General features: G+C 61.5%; 16 protein-coding genes and 1 riboswitch. Of the genes, 8 read left to right on the top strand and 8 right to left on the bottom strand.

The features are described 5' to 3' along the window. Positions 1-37: 37 nt before the first annotated feature. Together KI613_RS11030 and KI613_RS11025 are read right to left on the bottom strand one after the other, a co-directional pair. Positions 38-1504, bottom strand: coding sequence for a DegQ family serine endoprotease (locus KI613_RS11030; protein WP_226399363.1), 1467 nt, complete (start codon positions 1502-1504; stop codon positions 38-40). Positions 1505-1539: 35 nt separating this feature from the next. Continuing rightward, a complete protein-coding gene (locus KI613_RS11025; RefSeq protein ID WP_226399361.1) occupies positions 1540-1851 on the bottom strand; it encodes a hypothetical protein in 312 nt (103 codons plus the stop codon). Positions 1852-2104: 253 nt separating this feature from the next. Between KI613_RS11025 and KI613_RS11020 the strand changes: the two genes are divergently transcribed. Beyond that, positions 2105-3346 carry a DUF3419 family protein gene (locus tag KI613_RS11020; protein ID WP_226399359.1) on the top strand — a complete coding sequence of 414 codons (1242 nt, stop codon included), beginning with the start codon at positions 2105-2107 and terminating at the stop codon, positions 3344-3346. Beyond that, positions 3333-4100: a class I SAM-dependent methyltransferase gene (locus tag KI613_RS11015; RefSeq protein ID WP_226399357.1), complete on the top strand. Its 768-nt coding sequence runs from the start codon at positions 3333-3335 to the stop codon at positions 4098-4100. Before KI613_RS11020 ends, KI613_RS11015 begins: the two co-directional genes overlap by 14 nt. 21 nt (positions 4101-4121) lie before the next feature. On the opposite strand, the gene KI613_RS11010 is transcribed toward KI613_RS11015, so the two are convergent. The 3 genes from KI613_RS11010 to KI613_RS11000 are packed head-to-tail and all read right to left on the bottom strand — an operon-like array spanning position 4122 to position 6341. After that, positions 4122-4490 carry a cupin domain-containing protein gene (locus tag KI613_RS11010; RefSeq protein ID WP_226399355.1) on the bottom strand — a complete coding sequence of 123 codons (369 nt, stop codon included), beginning with the start codon at positions 4488-4490 and terminating at the stop codon, positions 4122-4124. A gap of 1 nt (position 4491) precedes the next feature. Next, the gene (locus KI613_RS11005; RefSeq protein ID WP_226399353.1) at positions 4492-4953 is read right to left on the bottom strand and encodes a CreA family protein; all 462 of its coding nucleotides are present in this window, start codon (positions 4951-4953) and stop codon (positions 4492-4494) included. A gap of 11 nt (positions 4954-4964) precedes the next feature. After that, positions 4965-6341 carry a 3'-5' exonuclease family protein gene (locus tag KI613_RS11000; protein WP_226399351.1) on the bottom strand — a complete coding sequence of 459 codons (1377 nt, stop codon included), beginning with the start codon at positions 6339-6341 and terminating at the stop codon, positions 4965-4967. 136 nt (positions 6342-6477) lie between these two features. Between KI613_RS11000 and KI613_RS10995 the strand changes: the two genes are divergently transcribed. The 5 genes from KI613_RS10995 (at position 6478) to KI613_RS10975 (ending at position 12637) form a co-directional block, all read left to right on the top strand. After that, positions 6478-6837, top strand: a complete 360-nt coding sequence (locus KI613_RS10995) for a hypothetical protein (protein WP_226399349.1) — start codon at positions 6478-6480, stop codon at positions 6835-6837. A 101-nt stretch (positions 6838-6938) separates the two neighbouring features. Beyond that, a riboswitch (cobalamin riboswitch) is annotated at positions 6939-7139 on the top strand. 163 nt (positions 7140-7302) lie between these two features. Further along, positions 7303-10068: a ribonucleoside-diphosphate reductase subunit alpha gene (locus KI613_RS10990; RefSeq protein ID WP_226399347.1), complete on the top strand. Its 2766-nt coding sequence runs from the start codon at positions 7303-7305 to the stop codon at positions 10066-10068. Between the two features lie 124 nt (positions 10069-10192). Then, the gene (locus tag KI613_RS10985; protein ID WP_226399345.1) at positions 10193-10993 is read left to right on the top strand and encodes an ABC transporter substrate-binding protein; all 801 of its coding nucleotides are present in this window, start codon (positions 10193-10195) and stop codon (positions 10991-10993) included. Positions 10994-11017: 24 nt separating this feature from the next. Then, the gene (locus KI613_RS10980) at positions 11018-12133 is read left to right on the top strand and encodes a ribonucleotide-diphosphate reductase subunit beta (protein ID WP_226399343.1); all 1116 of its coding nucleotides are present in this window, start codon (positions 11018-11020) and stop codon (positions 12131-12133) included. 168 nt (positions 12134-12301) lie between these two features. Next, a complete protein-coding gene (locus tag KI613_RS10975) occupies positions 12302-12637 on the top strand; it encodes a hypothetical protein (RefSeq protein ID WP_226399341.1) in 336 nt (111 codons plus the stop codon). Positions 12638-12716: 79 nt separating this feature from the next. On the opposite strand, the gene pssA is transcribed toward KI613_RS10975, so the two are convergent. Continuing rightward, positions 12717-13343 carry a CDP-diacylglycerol--serine O-phosphatidyltransferase gene (pssA, locus tag KI613_RS10970; RefSeq protein WP_226399339.1) on the bottom strand — a complete coding sequence of 209 codons (627 nt, stop codon included), beginning with the start codon at positions 13341-13343 and terminating at the stop codon, positions 12717-12719. Positions 13344-13499: 156 nt separating this feature from the next. Here pssA and KI613_RS21305 point away from each other — a divergent pair, with 156 nt between their 5' ends. After that, the gene (locus tag KI613_RS21305) at positions 13500-14624 is read left to right on the top strand and encodes a beta/gamma crystallin-related protein (RefSeq protein ID WP_319004067.1); all 1125 of its coding nucleotides are present in this window, start codon (positions 13500-13502) and stop codon (positions 14622-14624) included. A gap of 94 nt (positions 14625-14718) precedes the next feature. Here KI613_RS21305 and KI613_RS10955 read toward each other — a convergent pair whose 3' ends face one another. Beyond that, positions 14719-15519, bottom strand: coding sequence for an alpha/beta hydrolase (locus KI613_RS10955; RefSeq protein WP_226399337.1), 801 nt, complete (start codon positions 15517-15519; stop codon positions 14719-14721). Between the two features lie 92 nt (positions 15520-15611). Next, on the bottom strand, positions 15612-16223 hold the full coding sequence (locus tag KI613_RS10950) for a hypothetical protein (RefSeq protein ID WP_226399335.1): 612 nt from the start codon (positions 16221-16223) through the stop codon (positions 15612-15614). Positions 16224-16261 lie beyond the last annotated feature (38 nt).

The following is a 16261-nucleotide window of genomic DNA, read 5'->3' as shown; positions in this document are numbered from 1 at the left end:
TTAAAAAGGCCGTTCGGATGAACGGCCTTTTTGACGTTTAACCCAGATCGACTGGCACGAATATTCGTGAGTCGCCGCGTTCGATCAGGATGGCGGCTTTCTTGCCGGATTTGGCGATGATGCCGCGTAGCTGGTCGATGTCGCCTATAGGCTGGCCGTTGACCGAAAGTATGATGTCGCCCGGGCGGATGCCGGCGCGGCTGGCGGCGCCGCCGGATTGTTCGACGAGCAGGCCACCTTTGACTTCGGCCTGGCGCTGTTCTTCCGGCGTCAGCGGGCGGACGGCGACGCCGAGCCGGCCTTTGTCGGCGGATGGCGCTTCGTTGGCTGCCACTTTTTCCTCGCCGAAGCTGCCGACCTTGACGTCGATGTTCCGCGTTTGGCCCTTGCGCCAGACTTGCAGGCGGGCCGATTCGCCGGGCAGTTTGGTGGCGACGGCGGCCGGCAGTTCGCCTGCAGCTTCGATGGTTTTGCCGTCGATGCCGAGGATGACGTCGCCCGGTTCCAGCCCGCCCTTGGCGGCCGGGCTGCCTTTTTCGACGGAGGCGACCAGCGCGCCGGCCGGCTTGGCGAGGCCGAAGGTGTCGGCCAGCGACTGATTGACTTCCTGGATGCTGACGCCGAGTTTGCCGCGCTGGACCTTGCCGTGGGCGACGATCTGCTTCTCGACGTTCATCGCCACCTCGATCGGGATGGCGAAGGAGAGGCCCTGGTAGCCGCCGCTGCGCGAGTAGATCTGCGAGTTGATACCGATCACTTCGCCGTTCATGTTGAACAGCGGGCCGCCGGAGTTGCCTGGATTGACCGCAACGTCGGTCTGGATGAAGGGCACGTAGCTGCCATCCGGCAGGTTGCGCGACTTGGCCGAGACGATACCGGCGCTGGCGCTGCTTTCGAAGCCGTAGGGCGAGCCGATGGCGAGCACCCATTCGCCGACCTGGGTTTGCAGCGAGGTGCCCAGCTTTACCGTTGGCAGGTTTTTGGCGTCGATTTTGAGCACGGCGACGTCGCTGGCCTTGTCGAGGCCAAGCACCTTGGCCTTGAATTCGCGCTTGTCGTTGAGCTTGACGGTGACTTCCTCGGCGCCATCGACGACATGGGCGTTGGTCAGCACCGTGCCATCGGCCGTGACAATGAAGCCGGAGCCGAGGCCGTGCAGCGGCTGGTTGCTTTCCGGCATCTGGCCGCGAAAGTGGCGGAAGAACTGGAAGAACGGGTCGTTCGGGTCCATCTGCTGCAGGTCGGGGCCAGTAGCCGCCGTCTTGCGCGTGCCGGTGACGCTGATATTGACCACGGCCGGGGCGTTGCTGGCGACGATGCTGCGCATGTCGGGCAGGCCGTTGGGGGTGGTGATGTTGATTGCCGGAGCGGCGACGGCGGCAGTCGGTTGGGTGGCTGCGTTGGCGTGGCCGAAAGGCACGTTCTGACCGAGCGAATAGGCGCCGCCCATGGCGGCTGCGACAGCGATGGCGGCGACGGTCATCTTCAGTGAATTACGGTTCATGGCTACCTCTTGTTGCGTGGGTTTGGGGATATTGATCAGCGATTTCGGCCGTGGATGGAAAGCCGGTGCGCGTGGGCGCTATGGTCGTTGGCTTTCATTCGTGTGCCGTGTTCGTTCGGGCTGCGCTTGGCCGGTTCGTTGCTGGTTTCGCTGGCCAATGCCGGGGCACCGAACAAGGCGCCGAGAGAACTGGCGACGACCAGCGAGCGCAACAACTTGCGGCTTGATCCGGCAACGCGGCGCGGCGGCCTGAGGCTGGTGGGCGCCTGGATCAGGCCGAGGTGCTGGCGGGAGGCCAGAATGAAGCGGGCAAGGGTCTGTTCTTGCCAATGGGGATCAGTCTGCATCGGTCTCTCCTTTTGCAAAATCAGTAGACCCACAGTTTTGCCCCGATTGGACTTTTTTCGATGGGTGTTTTTGCGACGGTTTGTATCAAACTTTTACCGGGCGCCGGATGCCACGGTCAACCGGAAAAAACGGCCAAAATTGAAATGGCTGCGGGCCGGAAAGCGGGCCCGATGTGCGATCGATTGCCGTTTGTCATGGGGTCGTAACACGCGGCGCTTAATTTCGGGAAATTCCCAACCGACCCGCGCCGACATGAACGCACCCGCACCGCAGAACCTGGCCGTACCCGCTCTCAATCTGACCCTCAAGGACCGCATCGACCAGAAGATTTTCGATGCGCTCTATTCGCGCTCGCTGGTCTACAACACGTGCTGGGAAGACCCGGCGGTCGACCGCCAGGCCCTGCATCTCGGGCCGCAGGACACGGTGATGGTGATCACCAGCGCCGGCTGCAATGCGCTCGATTACGCGCTGCAAGGGCCGGCGAAGGTCTATGCGATTGACGCCAACCCGCGCCAGAATGCACTGCTTGAACTCAAGATGGCGGGTATCCGCAAGCTCGGTTTCGATGATTTCTTTGCCATTTTCGGCAGCGGCTTTCACCCCAACATCAAGAATATTTACCGTCACCAGTTGCGGGCCGAACTGTCCGACTTCGCCAAAACCTACTGGGATCGTCGCTACAACTGGTTCGCAAGCCGTCACGGCAGCTTTTATTTTCATGGCCTGGCCGGCTTTGTGGCGCGCGGTTTCCGCACCTATTTCCGCATGCGGCCGGCGCTCGCCCTGCGCGTTACGGAACTGTTCGCCTCGAAAAACCTGGAAGAACAGCGCCGGATTTACGACGAAAAGATCGCCAGCGAGCTGTGGACGCCGGTCATCAACTGGGTGCTCAACCGCCAGCTGACCATGAGCCTGCTCGGCGTGCCGCATCCCCAGCGCCGCTTGGTCCAGGGCCAGCATCCGGGCGGCGTTTCCGGCTTCATCCGCGATGCCATCGAATACGTTTTCCGCAACTTGCCGGTCGGTGAAAACTACTTCTGGCGTGTCTATCTGACCGGCAGCTACACCCGCGACTGCTGCCCGTCCTATTTGAAGGAAGAAAACTTCAACGCGCTCAAGGGCGGCCTGGTCGATTGCATCGAGCCGCACACCTGTACCGTCACCGAATTCCTGCAGGCTGGCGACGAGCCGATCACGCGCTTCGTGCTGCTCGACCACATGGACTGGATGAGCTGCTACTACCCGGCGGCGCTGATCGAGGAATGGAACGCCATCTTCGAGCGGGCGGCACCCAAGGCCCGGCTGCTGCTACGCAGCGCCCACGCCAACCCGCCGTTCCTCGACTGGGTGACGGCCGGCCCGCAGCACAAGCCGCTCAAGGAAATGCTCAATTTCGAGCGCGAACTTGCCGCCCGCCTGCAAGGCGACGATCGCGTCCATACCTATGCCGGGTTCGTCGTTGCCCAACTGGCGGAACATGGCCGCGGCTGATCTGGCAGCCGACGCCCGAATTCTGTGGCGCCTGCTGCGTGGCCAGCCGAATTCGGGCAGCCACGCCGAACGCCTGCAGGCTTTCTATGCGCCGCAGGCCGACCGTTACGATGCCTTTCGCGAGCGCCTGCTGCATGGCCGGCAGGAACTGATCGAGCGACTGGGTCTGCAGCCCGGCGCCCGGGTCGTCGAACTCGGCTGCGGCACCGGCAGCAGCCTGCTGCGGATCGGCGCCCGGGCCGGCCAGTTTGCCTGCTTCGACATGGTCGACCTCTGCCCGGCCTTGCTCGACGTGGCGCGGCAACGGGCGGTCGGCCATGAGCGGATCAGGGTCATCGAGGCCGATGCGACAAGCTGGCAGCCCGATCAGCCGGTCGATTTCGTCTTCATGTCCTACGCGCTGACGATGATTCCCGACTGGTCGCGGGTGATCGCCAATGCCCAGGCCATGCTGGCCCCGGGCGGGCGCATCGGTGTCGTCGATTTTCATCTGCCGGCCGCCGGTGGTCGATTGAGCAACACTTTCTGGCGCAAATGGTTCGGCCATGACGGTGTGCATCTGTCGGGCGAACATCTGGCGATGCTCAGGCGTTTGTTTGCCGAGCAGTTTTCGGCTGAATTGCGGGCGCCGGTTCCGTATCTGCCGGGCGTTCAGGCGCCGTATTACTTGTTTGTCGGTGAGCAGCGAGATCTGGCGGGCGAGGGGAGTCAGCTTTCGGCAACACTGCCGGAATGGTTGAAGAAGGCGGGCTGACGCCAAGAGGTGGCGTTTTCCTTAAGCCGACGCGTCCAGCAAAACCGTATCCTCGTGCGCATAGGCCGGCGCACAGCAGCACAAAATGACCAGCGCCGCTTTACCCGTATTCGCCACGCAATGCGGCGTGCCGGGCGGGATCAGCACGCTGTCGCCGGGGCCGATCGGGAATTTTTCAGCGCCCAGCGTCATGACCCCCGTACCGCCGGTGACGTGGTAAATCTCTTCGGTGACTTCATGGCGGTGTAGCAAGGTTGTGCATCCGGCCGGCACCAGCGCTTCGGCCAGGCTCTGGTTTCGTGCGCCATGATGGGCCGGGTGCAGCAGTTCGCGGATTTCGGAACCGTCCTTGGTGATGTAGGGGCTGATCGCGTCGCGTGAGGTTTTCACCTTACTTGCCGCCCCAGGGCTGGATCGGCACGGTCGAAATGGCGTTGGCCGGGGCGCCTTCGATGATCTTGCGGCTGATCGCCATGTAGATCAGGACGTTGCGCTTGTGGTCGAAGAAGCGATGGACATCGGTTTCCTTGAAGAAAATTGAGGTGTCGTTGCTGAACACGATTTCGTCTTCTGCCAGCTTGACCGGCAGGGTGATCGGGCCGATCTGGCGGCAGGCCAGCGAGAACTGCGACGGATCTTCGGCCAGCCCGAAGCTGCCCTTGACGCCGCCGGTACGCGCCTGGCTGACGTGGCAGGTGACGCCGGAAATTTTCGGGTCGTCGTAGGCGTAAATGCAGACCCGGTGATTGGCTCCGATCAGCTTCCAGGTGGTGGTCGCGCAGCCGATTTCTTCGGCGGCGACGGGCAGGGAGAAGGCCGAGATGGCAGCGAGAACAAGGGCAGCGGTTTTCATGATCGTTCCGTTCAGGATGGTCGGCTTGATGATAACGGAATCAGCTTGCCGACGTATTTCGTCAGAATTTTGTAGATGTCGCGGTCGAAAGGCGGGCGCGGGCTGTCGAGCAGGGTGTGCAGTTCTTCGTCCGAGGCGGCGCTGCCGAGGTAGCGCCAGCCTTCGATGAGGTGGATTTCGTCGCCCTCGCGGACCAGCCCGGGGCCGGCGAAGGGCCAGGCGACGAGCTTGAGGCCGACGAGGGCGGAGATCAGGCGAACCGTGTGCTTGGCGTAGGGCTCGGCACCAACGCAGGCGCCCTTGCAACGCCGGAGCTGGTAGCCGAAGCACGGTTTGCCGGGTTTGGCTTTTTCCAGACCGAGCAGCACGTCGCACAGATTGTGCGATTCGGCCAGGGCGCGCAGGACGTTGTTGGCCTCCTTGGTCGTCTTGAACAGGCCGTAGCAGGCGCTGGTCAGGCCGGCCTCGATGTCGGCCAGCGCCACGAGTTGCGGGCGCAGCCAGCCTTCGCCTTCGTCGACCAGCGTCCATGTGCAGGCTTCGTCGTTCTTGCGCAACTGGCGGTTGTGCGACGGCTGCAATTGCTTGATCAGCGCCGATTCCTTGAGCAGCGCGCCGATTTCACCGGCCGTTTCGATCCAGTCGATGCGCTTGACCTGCTGCGCCAGTTCCATTTCCTTGGCGGCGCTGTGGTCGCCGGCAAAGTGCGAGAGCACGCGCTGGCGGATGTCCTTGGCCTTGCCGACGTAGAGCGGCAGGTTGTTTTCGCCGTAGAACAGATAAACGCCGTGGGTTTCCGGCAGTTCATCGATGATCCCGGCGTCGAGATGCGGCGGCAGGCTGGGATGGGCGTTCTGCGCCTTGAGCGCGGCCTCGATTTGCTCGTTGCTACGGTCAACCCGAATTTTTTGCCAAAATTGAAATATCAACTGGGCATCGGCCAGTGCCCGGTGCCGGGCGGCGGCCTGCAGGTCGTGGCGCTCGATCAGGCTGTCGAGGTTGTGCCGCTTGTGTTCGGGAAACAGCGCGCGCGACAGCTTGACGGTGCACAGCACCGAAGCGCGGAAGGTGATGCCGAGGCGCTTGAATTCGTTTTTCAGGAAGCCGTAGTCGAAACGTGCGTTGTGGGCGATGAACAGCCGGCCTTCCAGGCGCTTCATGGTTTCGGCGGCCACCGCCTCGAACGGCGGCGCATCGGCCACCATGTCGTTGCTGATGCCGGTCAGTTGCTCGATAAAGGGCGGAATCCGCATGCCGGGATTGACCAGTTGCTGCCACTCGCGAACGGTGCCGTCGGCATCGACTTCGACAATGCCGATTTCCGTGATGCGGTCATGGGTGGCGGTGGCACCGGTGGTTTCGAGGTCAACGAAGGCTAGGGGACGCATGGGGCAGGGATGAGGTCTGGAGCCTGACGATGATAGCCGACTTTACGGCCGGCCCCGCCGCGTCGCAGAGCCCGAACTTCCTGCCGGGCTGTTGGTCGACGTTAGGAATGCTTCTGAATCGGGGAGGGCCTTCGGCATGAACCTTGATCATTTGAGAGACCAGATCTGCGCCAGCCTGGCGCTATTGGCGCCGCCACTAGCGAGCGACGCGGGGCGCCTGGTCGATGAGTGCCTGGAAAATGCGCAGCGCAGCTTGCGCAACGAGTTCATCGTCCAGATCAGCCCGGCGGCTTGGGCGCGGATTACGCTGATCTATTTCAAGCATTTCGTCGATACCGGCTGCGATGTCACGGTCGCCGAGATCGTTGCTGCCGTGATTCGCGACTCGATCCAGACCAGTCGGATGGACATGGTGACCCTTCAGCTTGTCCAGACAAAGCTGGATCAACAGGCGACCGCGAAACGCCCCCCGGAGCTGCATGTGGTCCGTAGTTGAGTCGTCAATTCGGTTGATTTTTCCGTTATATAGTTTGATTCGTAGTGATAACTACTACATCTAGTTGTTTATCTCCTTGACATGCCCTGGGCGGCTTGGCTAGACTTCGCCCCGTTGATGGTTCCCTTTCCGGGGATTAAAACGGGAATCCGGTGCCAGGCCGCAAGGTCTGAATTCCGGGGCTGCCCCCGCAACTGTAATCGGCGAGCGCTTCGCCAACACACGCCACTGGATGCGTCCGGGAAGGTAGGTGAAGCGCGCTGAACCGAGAGCCAGGAGACCTGCCGCAACGAACTTTCTTTGATGTTTTTGGGGCGGGGTGTCCCGGACGAGAGGTTTTTGCGTGGTCCTTTGGCCGTTTGCGTGCTGTGCCTATCTGCTATCGGGAATTTTCCCGAAGCCTTGGCCTGCGCTCGATTGCCGCCCGCGCACCCGGTTCTCCGCCCCCCGTTACGGAGAATCGCCTTGCCATCCACTGTTCACGCACTTTCTGCCGACAACGAGTTTGCCGTTGCCGCCCTTCAGGTCATCCGGCGTAACGGCGCGCTCGTTGCGTTCGACGCCGACAAGATCGCCGTTGCGCTGAGCAAGGCGTTTCTCGCTGTCGAGGGCAGCCAGAGCGCCGTTTCGTCACGCCTTCGCGAAGTTGTTTCCCGCCTGACGCAGACGGTTGTCCGGTCGCTGACGCGCCGTTCGCCGGATGGTGGCACGGTACATATCGAGGACATCCAGGATCAGGTCGAACTGGCGTTGATGCGCGCCGGCGAGCACGACGTCGCCCGCGCCTACGTGCTGTACCGCGAACGCCGGACCGCCGAACGGGGAAGCCTGGCCGAGGTGGCCGGTGCGCCGGTGCTCCATGTTCTGGTCGATGGCCAGCGCCAGCCGCTCGATATCGCCGCCTTGCTGAAAACATGCGAAGCTGCCTGCGCCGGGCTGGGCGAGAGCGTTTCGGCACGAACCATCCTCGATCAGGCGCTGAAGAATCTCTACGATGGCGTCGCCATGGCCGATGTGCAGCAGGCCCTGATCCTCGCCGCGCGCACCCTGATCGAGCGCGAGCCGGGCTACAACTACGCGACGGCCCGCCTGCTGCTGGCCAGCCTGAGCGAGGAGGTGATTGGCGCGCCGGTGGCGGCGGAGGACTTTGCCACGGTCAACCGGAAATATTGGCCAAAATTCATACAACGCGGCATCGCTGCCGAACTGCTCGACCCGCGTCTGGCCAGTTTCGACCTGCCGCGTCTGGCCAAAGCACTGAAGCCGGAGCGCGATTTGCAGTTCGGCTACCTCGGCCTGCAGACGCTGTACGACCGCTATTTCCTGCACATAGCCGGCCGCCGCATCGAGCTGCCGCAGATTTTCTTCATGCGTGTCGCGATGGGTCTGGCGCTCAATGAAATCGACCGCGAAGCCCGCGCCATCGAGTTCTACGACCTGATTTCCAGTTTCGATTTCATGTGCTCGACGCCGACCCTGTTCAACAGCGGCACGCTGCATTCGCAACTGTCGTCGTGCTACCTGACCACCGTCGCCGACGATCTCGACGGCATCTACCAGTCGATCAAGGAAAACGCCCTGCTGCAGAAATACGCCGGCGGCCTGGGCAACGACTGGACGCCGGTGCGTTCGCTGGGCAGCCGGATCAAGGGCACCAACGGCCAGAGTCAGGGCGTCATTCCATTTTTGAAGGTGGTCAATGACACGGCGGTCGCCGTGAACCAGGGTGGCAAGCGCAAGGGGGCCGTCTGCGCCTATCTCGAAACCTGGCACCTCGATATCGAGGAATTCCTCGACCTGCGCAAAAACACCGGCGACGAGCGCCGCCGTACGCACGACATGAACACGGCCAACTGGATACCCGACCTGTTCATGCAGCGGGTGATGGACAACGGTGAATGGACGCTGTTCTCGCCGGTCGACGTGCCCGATCTGCATGACAAATTCGGCGCCGAATTCGAGGCGGCCTACGTCGGCTACGAGGTGGAAGCAGCCGCCGGTCGGCTCAAGCTGCACAAGAAGATTCCCGCCGTCCAACTGTGGCGCAAGATGCTGACCATGCTGTTCGAAACCGGCCATCCGTGGATCACCTTCAAGGATGCCTGCAACCTGCGCTCGCCGCAGCAGCACGTCGGCGTCGTGCATTCGAGCAACCTGTGCACGGAGATCACGCTCAATACCTCGGATGAGGAAACGGCGGTCTGCAACCTCGGTTCGGTCAATCTGCTGGCGCATCTGAAGGACGGCGCATTGGATCAGGCCAAGCTGGCCCGCACCGTGACCACCGCGTTGCGCATGCTCGACAACGTCGTCGACATCAACTTCTACGCCACGCCCAAGGCACGCAACGCCAACCTGCGGCATCGCCCGGTCGGCCTCGGCATCATGGGTTTTGCCGATTGTCTGTACGAAATCGGCCTGCCTTACGCGTCGACCGCTGCGGTGGAATTCGCCGACCGGACCATGGAAGCCGTCTGCTATCACGCCTACTCGGCATCGAGCGAACTGGCCCGCGAACGCGGCCGCTATTCGAGCTTCACCGGCAGCCTGTGGGATCAGGGCATCCTGCCGCTTGACTCCATTCAGCTATTGGAAGCAGGGCGGGGCACGGCGGTGACGGTCAACCGGAATTTTTCGCAAAATTGGGAAATGCTACGCGAACGCATCGCCCGCCACGGCATGCGCAATTCCAACTGCGTCGCCATCGCGCCGACCGCGACCATCTCCAACATCGTCGGCGTCTCGGCCAGCATCGAGCCGGCCTACCAGAACCTCTACGTCAAATCGAACCTGTCCGGCGAGTTCACCGTGGTCAATGACGCGCTGGTCCGCGACCTCAAAGCGCTCGGCCTGTGGGACGAAGTCATGGTCGCCGACCTCAAGTATTTCGACGGCTCGCTGGCCCGCATCGAGCGCGTACCGGAAGAGCTCAAGGCGCGCTACGCGACGGCCTTTGAGATCGACCCGGTATGGCTCATCGAAGCCGCCGCCCGTCGTCAGAAATGGATCGACCAGGCCCAGTCGCTCAACCTCTATCTGGCGCTGCCTTCCGGCAAGAAGCTCGACGAAATCTACAAACTGGCCTGGTTGCGCGGTTTGAAAACGACCTACTACCTGCGCACGCTGGGCGCCAGCCAGGCCGAGAAAGCGGGCGGGCGCGACGAGGCGGCGGTTCCGGACGAGCCGAAGTTCTGCGCGATAGACAACCCGGAGTGCGAAGCATGCCAATGAAACCCGACCAACTTCTTCGACGGGTTGCGGCGCAGGCTAACCTGGCTTGCCAGGTTAAGCGCAGCGGCCGTAGCCACAACCCGGAGTGCGAGGCCTGCCAATGAATCCGAACCAAAGGAAAACCATGAAATTCCGCGCCATTGCCTTGCTCTGCCTGACCCTCTCGGCCGGGCTCGCCCAAGCCGCCGACTGCCCGCGCATCGTCAGCCAGTCGCCCTACATCAGCCGCGCTCTCGACTGGCTCGGGCTGACCGACTGCATCGTCGGCGTCAGCCGCTACGACACCCTGGCCCGGCCGGATACCGGCGGCGTCATCGACCCCGATGCCGGAGTGATCGACATGCTGGAGCCCGATCTGGTCATCTTTTCCGAATGGACGCCGGCGGCCAAAGTGCAGGCGGCGACGCCGTCTGGCGCCAAGGCCCTGCGCGTCGGCGGGTTTCGCGGCATGGCCGGGGTCGAGGCGATGTTGCGCGACATCGGCCGGGCTGCCGGTGTTGCCGACATCGATCGCCGTGTCGACAAATTCGCCGCCGACTGGCGCGCCGCGGCGCGGGTCGATAGCCGCCAGCGCCGCGTGCTGATCCTCTCGGCCTGCAGCAATGCGCCGTATTCCTTCGGCCAGGGCACGACGCTGCATGAAGTCTTTTCCGCCGCCGGCTTCGAGGTCGTGGCCGACCACGACAGCATCCGCAACTTCAAACCGGATGCCCCGGATGGCGACGTCGCCGCCTGGATAGGCCGGCGCCAACCCGATCTGATCTTTGCCCTGCAAAACCAGCGCGGTGAAAGCTGTAACCCGGCCATCGCCAAACCCGGCATCCCTATCCTGCCGCTGACCGGCGAGTACTTCACCCATCCCGGCCCGGATTTGCTCAAGGGGCTGGAAGAACTGCGGCAAACGATGGCCGCCTTCGGCGCCTGACCAAACCTTTCACGAGAGAACAACATGAATGCAGCTTTTCGCTTCGACGACTGGGATTCGCCAGCCCCCCCGCCCAACGCGCCAGTTCCCACGGTCAACCGGAATTTTTCGCCAAAAATGAAAACAGCCGCCGCCCTGGCCCCAACCAACGCCGCCGACAAGCGCATCGTCAACGGCAAGGCCGACATCAACCAGCTCGCCCCGTTCAAATACCCGTGGGCCTGGGAATTCTTCCTCAAAGCCAACCGCAACCACTGGACGCCGCTCGAAATCGGCATGGCGCAGGACGTGCACGACTACCAGCACAAACTGTCGCCAGCCGAGCGCCACGTCTTCGAAAACGTCCTGGCCTACCTGACGACCTCCGACATCCTGGCCATGCGCAACATCGGCCTGGCCGTCATGGAAAAGATGAGCGCGCCGGAACTGCAGATCTACCAGGCCCGCCAGGTCTACGAAGAAGCGCTGCACACCTGGACCTACCAGCACTGCATCGAAAGCCTCGGCCTCGACCAGCAGGAAATCTACAACCGCTACCGCGTCGTACCCGAAATCCACGGCAAGATCGCCCTGGCCAACCGCCGGCTGGAGCGCGTCATGCGCTCCGATTTCGACCTCGAAGACCGCGCCAACCTGCACGAATTCGCGCTCTCCTACTTCTTCTTCGCGGTGATCTTCGAAGGCTGCTGGTTCTACAACGGCTTCACCCCGGTCTTCGCGCTGCAGCGGCGCGGCCTCATGAAGGGCGCCGCCGAGCAGCTGCAATACATCATGCGCGACGAGGTGCTGCACTGCGCCTTCGGCATCCGCGTCATCCGCGAACTGCTGATCGAGGAAAACCTGACGCTCGACCCGGCCGCCCTGCGCCAACTGTGGGACGAAGCCGAAGCGGCCGAAACCGCCTACGCCGGCTACATCCTGCGCGAACCGATCCTCGGCTACAACGCCGAGCTGCACGTCGCCCAGTTCCGCTTCATCGCCAACCGCCGGGCCCGCCAGGTCGGCGTTGCCGAGCCTTTCCCCGGGGCCGAAAACGTCCTCCCCTGGCTCGACGAGCAGGCCAATCTGCGCAAGGAGAAGAACTTCTTCGAAACCCGCGTCACCGAGTACCAGACGGGTGGGGCGCTGGCGTGGGATTGATACCCTGGATTGTTGGGAAGTTAACAAGCGTGGTCTGGCCAATGTCGGCCAACCCCGCAATACTGGGCGAGAGAACGAGGCTGGCGGATGGCATTGCTTTTGCGTGGGTCACTTGATTCTTGTTCGCTACCGGCCTTTCCTCAACCATTTCCGCCATCTCCACCAACAATGAGAAAACCCACCCTCTATCAAAGCATCAAGGCCAAGCGCCGCACCCAGTCGCTGGTTGTCGGCGTTACCTGGTACACCCCGGAAACCTGGGCCGAGGTCAAGGCGACGGCTGTCGATCCCGACTGTTTCGAGGAATCGTTCGAAAAATGGAAGGCGATGGCCGTTCTGGCCCGCCGTAACTTCCAGCGCTCCGGCGTGCTGGCTCTCGAATACCAGATCGTTCCTGAAGAGTTTTTCGCCTGGTGTGCCACGAACGGTCAGGAAAACAACTCGACGACACGCGGCGAATACGTCTCGGAGCGCCTGAGCGCGGTGCATAACGGTGAGGCTTGACCGGTTTCAGGCTGGTCTGGCCATTTCAAAATTTGGCCTTTTTTCCGGTTGACCGTGGGATTCTTGCGATTTCCCTACTTTACGGCTTGGGAACCCTGATTCGACTGATCATCAGCGAGCCGGACAAGGCGAACATGAGGACCAGCGGATGAAGCTTGAATCCGCCAAGTGTCAGTTCGCCGAACCACAGTGAGCCGCCGACGGCACCCGTTGATGCGGCGAAAAACAGGATGCCAACGATTAGCAGCGAGGTTGGAATTGGCGTGCCTTCAAAGTATTTAACCTTGTCGCCGCCGGCCGAAAGCTCTTCCGCCGTCACGTTGTAGCGGGCCAGCCGCGAGACGCCGCAGGCGACAAAGTAGGCCAGGACGATACGGTCAAAAAGTCCGTTCATGCCCAGGGCGTAGCCCATCACCGCCGGTGCCACGCCAAAGGAAATGATGTCGGCTAGGGAATCAAGCTCGCGGCCGATATCCGATGTCTTTTGCCGCCAGCGGGCGATCCGGCCATCCAGAACGTCAAAGATCAGTGCCGCAACGAGCAGGGCGCAGGCGAAATGGATGTGCCTGGTATCGCCGGTCTGCAGATAAGTCATGGTCGAAAACAGCGCACCAACGCCGCTGATCGCATTGCCGAGCGTGAACCAGTCGGCCAGCTGAAATTCACGAATCATCGAGAACGGTTTGGGTTTTCCGGGTGTTGTCATGGCTGCCAATAGGGTGAGCGTTGTTCGGCGCGGTCGATACACGATGCCCATTTTAGCCCGCTGACTCTGTGCGTTGCCACACAGTCCGATCCGCCAGACCAGGCTATGGTTGCCCTCAAAAGCTGCTGTCTGCCAGCACTTGAACCGGAGAAATCAATGAATTCCAGATTGAGAAATATCCTTGCCATGGTCTGCTTGGCGATCAGTACGGCGGCTGCCGCTGACGTGACGTTTTACGAGCGCGAAGGCTTCGCCGGGGAATCGTTCTCCACCGACCGGCAAATCGGCAACTTCGAACGTTTCGGTTTCAATGACCGCGCCTCGTCGGTCATCGTCAGGAGCGGGCGCTGGGAGGTCTGCGAAGACCGACGGTTTCGCGGCCACTGCGTTGTCTTGCGTCCCGGCGAGTACCCATCGCTGGCGGCCATGGGCTTGAATGAGCGCGTTACATCGGTCAAGCCGATACAACGCAGTGCACGTATTGCGGCAAATCGATTTGCCCCCGACCCCATCGCGGCGCCCAAGGACAACGCAGTTCCGCAAATTACCTTCTTTGAACAGGAAGGCTTTGCCGGCCGATCGTTCAAAACCCAGGAAAGGGTCATCAACTTCGCGCGCCAGGGCTTCAACGACCGCGCCTCGTCCGCCATCGTTCTCAACCATCGTTGGGAGGTTTGCGAAAATGCCGGATTCACCGGCCGCTGCGTTGTCTTGCGGCCCGGCCGTTATCCCTCACTGGCAGCGATGGGCTTGAATGATCGCATTTCGTCCGTCAAGGAAGTTCTCCTCGACGCACGCATTGAAGATGAGCGCTATGCCCCACCGCCGCCGCCGATTTACGACAGTCGCCGGCGCAACAACGAGCGGCTGTACGAGGCCGATGTCACCGCAGTCCGCGCCGTCGTGGGAACGCCTGATCAGCGTTGCTGGGTCGAACGGGAACAAATTGCCCCGGAACGCACTGCCGCCAACATCCCGGCAGCCATCGCCGGCGCCGTCATTGGCGGCGTACTCGGCCATCAGGTCGGTGGCGGCCACGGCAAGGATCTCGCCACGGCGGCCGGAGCCGTCGCCGGAGGACTCCTCGGGGCCAATATCGGGCGCGGCGATACATCGGCCCAGACCCGCGATGTGCAACGCTGTACCAATGCCTCAAGCGCTGGACGCCCTGACTACTGGGATGTTTCCTACGTCTTCCGTGACCAGGAACATCGCGTCCAGATGGCCAATCCACCGGGACAAACCATCACCGTCAATGAGCGCGGCGAGCCCCGTTCCTGAACGTTAGGCAGCGTAATCCGGGTTAAAAAAATGGCGCAGATCGGATCTGCGCCATTTTTCATTTTCCTCGTGCATCAGCCGCCAGAATGCGGCCTCAGGCCAGGCTTTCCAGCCATGCCTCAAGCTTGCCGGCAGCCTCCGGCCATTGCGGGTCGAGCATCAGCATGTGGCCAGCCCCCTCGATGATCTGTGTTTTGGCATTCCACGAAGCAGCGGTGAAGAAAAGCATAGAGGCCGGGAAGACCTGATCGGCCGAACCACCCATGACCAGCGCCGGAATGCGGGCCCGGCCACGGGCGATGCGCAAGGGCGCGGTCAGCATTTCGGCAACCGCCTTTTCCGATTCCGGCTGGATCAGCGGCAGATACTGGACGGTTTCTTTCGGCGCCATGCTTGGCGAAAAATAGACACTGGCCATCGTGCGCATGGTTTTTTCGCTGGCCGTACCGTTGACCGCATTCGGCAACTCGGCAAAGAAATCCGGCATGGTCAGCGCGAAACGGCTGACCGTGCCAGCCGTGCCGGTCGGCGGCACCGGCGCCAGAAAAGCCACGGCGCGCGCCACACCCCGTTCGAGAAAGCGCTGGCTGACCAGGCAGCCCATCGAATGGGCGATCAGCACGGGCGCAGCGGGCAGGCTGGCGACGGCAGCAGCGAGATCGGTGACGTAATCGTCGAGGCCGAAATCATCAAGATGCGCCCGATCCGCCGGGCGGCTGCCGTGCCCGGAAAGCTCAAGCGCGTAGCAGTCGTAACCCTGATCCTGGAAATAAGGGATGAAGCGAACGCCCCACAGCGCGGCGTTACTGTAGCCGCCGTGGATGAAAAGCAGCGGCGGCTGGGTGCTTGGTTGATGGGCGGGGTGGTGGTGAATGACCGGGGGTTTTGCGGGCATTTAGATATTCTTGGTTATAAATTGGAGCGGCGGATAAGGAGGTCGGGATAATTTTGATTTTCAATTCACTCCGACCCCTTTTGTTTTAAAGCTTAGGTATTGGGCTTGGTTTTCTCTTCATCAACTGTAGTGACACCTATAGATTTAAACCACTCATCTGCGAGAGGGTCACCCGTCAAGAGTGCCGCCCCAAGACGGCTAACGTAAAAACCTTCAGCGGCACGTTGCTCTGCCAAGTCTTCAAGACCGCTGGGGAATCGAAGCTTGAAATTTACGCTGGCAACCTTAAGAGAAAAATCAGCCAAATCATCTGCCGTGAAATGAACCGAGATAACCTCTTTCTTTCGGATGCGCACGGACGTAATTTTAGAAAGCTCCGCTCTAGACCATTGCCACATACCGTGAACTAAGGCGTCACGGTAGTCTTTTAGTTTGAGAATTTTTTCGTGCTGTTGCTCTAGAACCTTCCTCCGCTTGCTGTCAGCTTTGGTAACAACGCGCTCTTTCCATAAGCCCAATATTTCAGTGAACTGCAGGTTGTTCATTGCCTTGGGTAGAACAGTCTCCTCACCCTCGAAGGTCATTAAGGTTTGTACAAAAATCTCGTGCTCGAGTGCGCCCCATTGGGCAATTGTCTTCCCAATTAGAAATGTTTCCCTTTCGGACAGTTCGTCGTTCCATAGGTGAAAGTCGTCGTCGCTCACAAGAGATACCTAACGTTTGAATTTAGCCTAAATGGGTC

Source organism: Ferribacterium limneticum (assembly GCF_020510585.1).
Classification (GTDB): Bacteria; Pseudomonadota; Gammaproteobacteria; order Burkholderiales; family Rhodocyclaceae; genus Azonexus.
Note: the sequence above shows the minus strand (reverse complement) of the source record. Positions and strands in the feature narration are given on the sequence as shown.

Coding starts and splice junctions, on each gene's coding strand:
- KI613_RS11015 (WP_226399357.1), top strand. CDS start 3,333: ATGGCCGCGGCTGATCTGGCAGCCGACGCCCGAATTCTGTGGCGCCTG.
- KI613_RS10995 (WP_226399349.1), top strand. CDS start 6,478: ATGAACCTTGATCATTTGAGAGACCAGATCTGCGCCAGCCTGGCGCTA.
- KI613_RS11005 (WP_226399353.1), bottom strand. CDS start 4,953: ATGAAAACCGCTGCCCTTGTTCTCGCTGCCATCTCGGCCTTCTCCCTG.
- KI613_RS11025 (WP_226399361.1), bottom strand. CDS start 1,851: ATGCAGACTGATCCCCATTGGCAAGAACAGACCCTTGCCCGCTTCATT.
- pssA (WP_226399339.1), bottom strand. CDS start 13,343: ATGACAACACCCGGAAAACCCAAACCGTTCTCGATGATTCGTGAATTT.
- KI613_RS10980 (WP_226399343.1), top strand. CDS start 11,018: ATGAATGCAGCTTTTCGCTTCGACGACTGGGATTCGCCAGCCCCCCCG.
- KI613_RS10985 (WP_226399345.1), top strand. CDS start 10,193: ATGAAATTCCGCGCCATTGCCTTGCTCTGCCTGACCCTCTCGGCCGGG.
- KI613_RS10955 (WP_226399337.1), bottom strand. CDS start 15,519: ATGCCCGCAAAACCCCCGGTCATTCACCACCACCCCGCCCATCAACCA.
- KI613_RS10975 (WP_226399341.1), top strand. CDS start 12,302: ATGAGAAAACCCACCCTCTATCAAAGCATCAAGGCCAAGCGCCGCACC.
- KI613_RS11020 (WP_226399359.1), top strand. CDS start 2,105: ATGAACGCACCCGCACCGCAGAACCTGGCCGTACCCGCTCTCAATCTG.
- KI613_RS21305 (WP_319004067.1), top strand. CDS start 13,500: ATGAATTCCAGATTGAGAAATATCCTTGCCATGGTCTGCTTGGCGATC.
- KI613_RS11030 (WP_226399363.1), bottom strand. CDS start 1,504: ATGAACCGTAATTCACTGAAGATGACCGTCGCCGCCATCGCTGTCGCA.
- KI613_RS11000 (WP_226399351.1), bottom strand. CDS start 6,341: ATGCGTCCCCTAGCCTTCGTTGACCTCGAAACCACCGGTGCCACCGCC.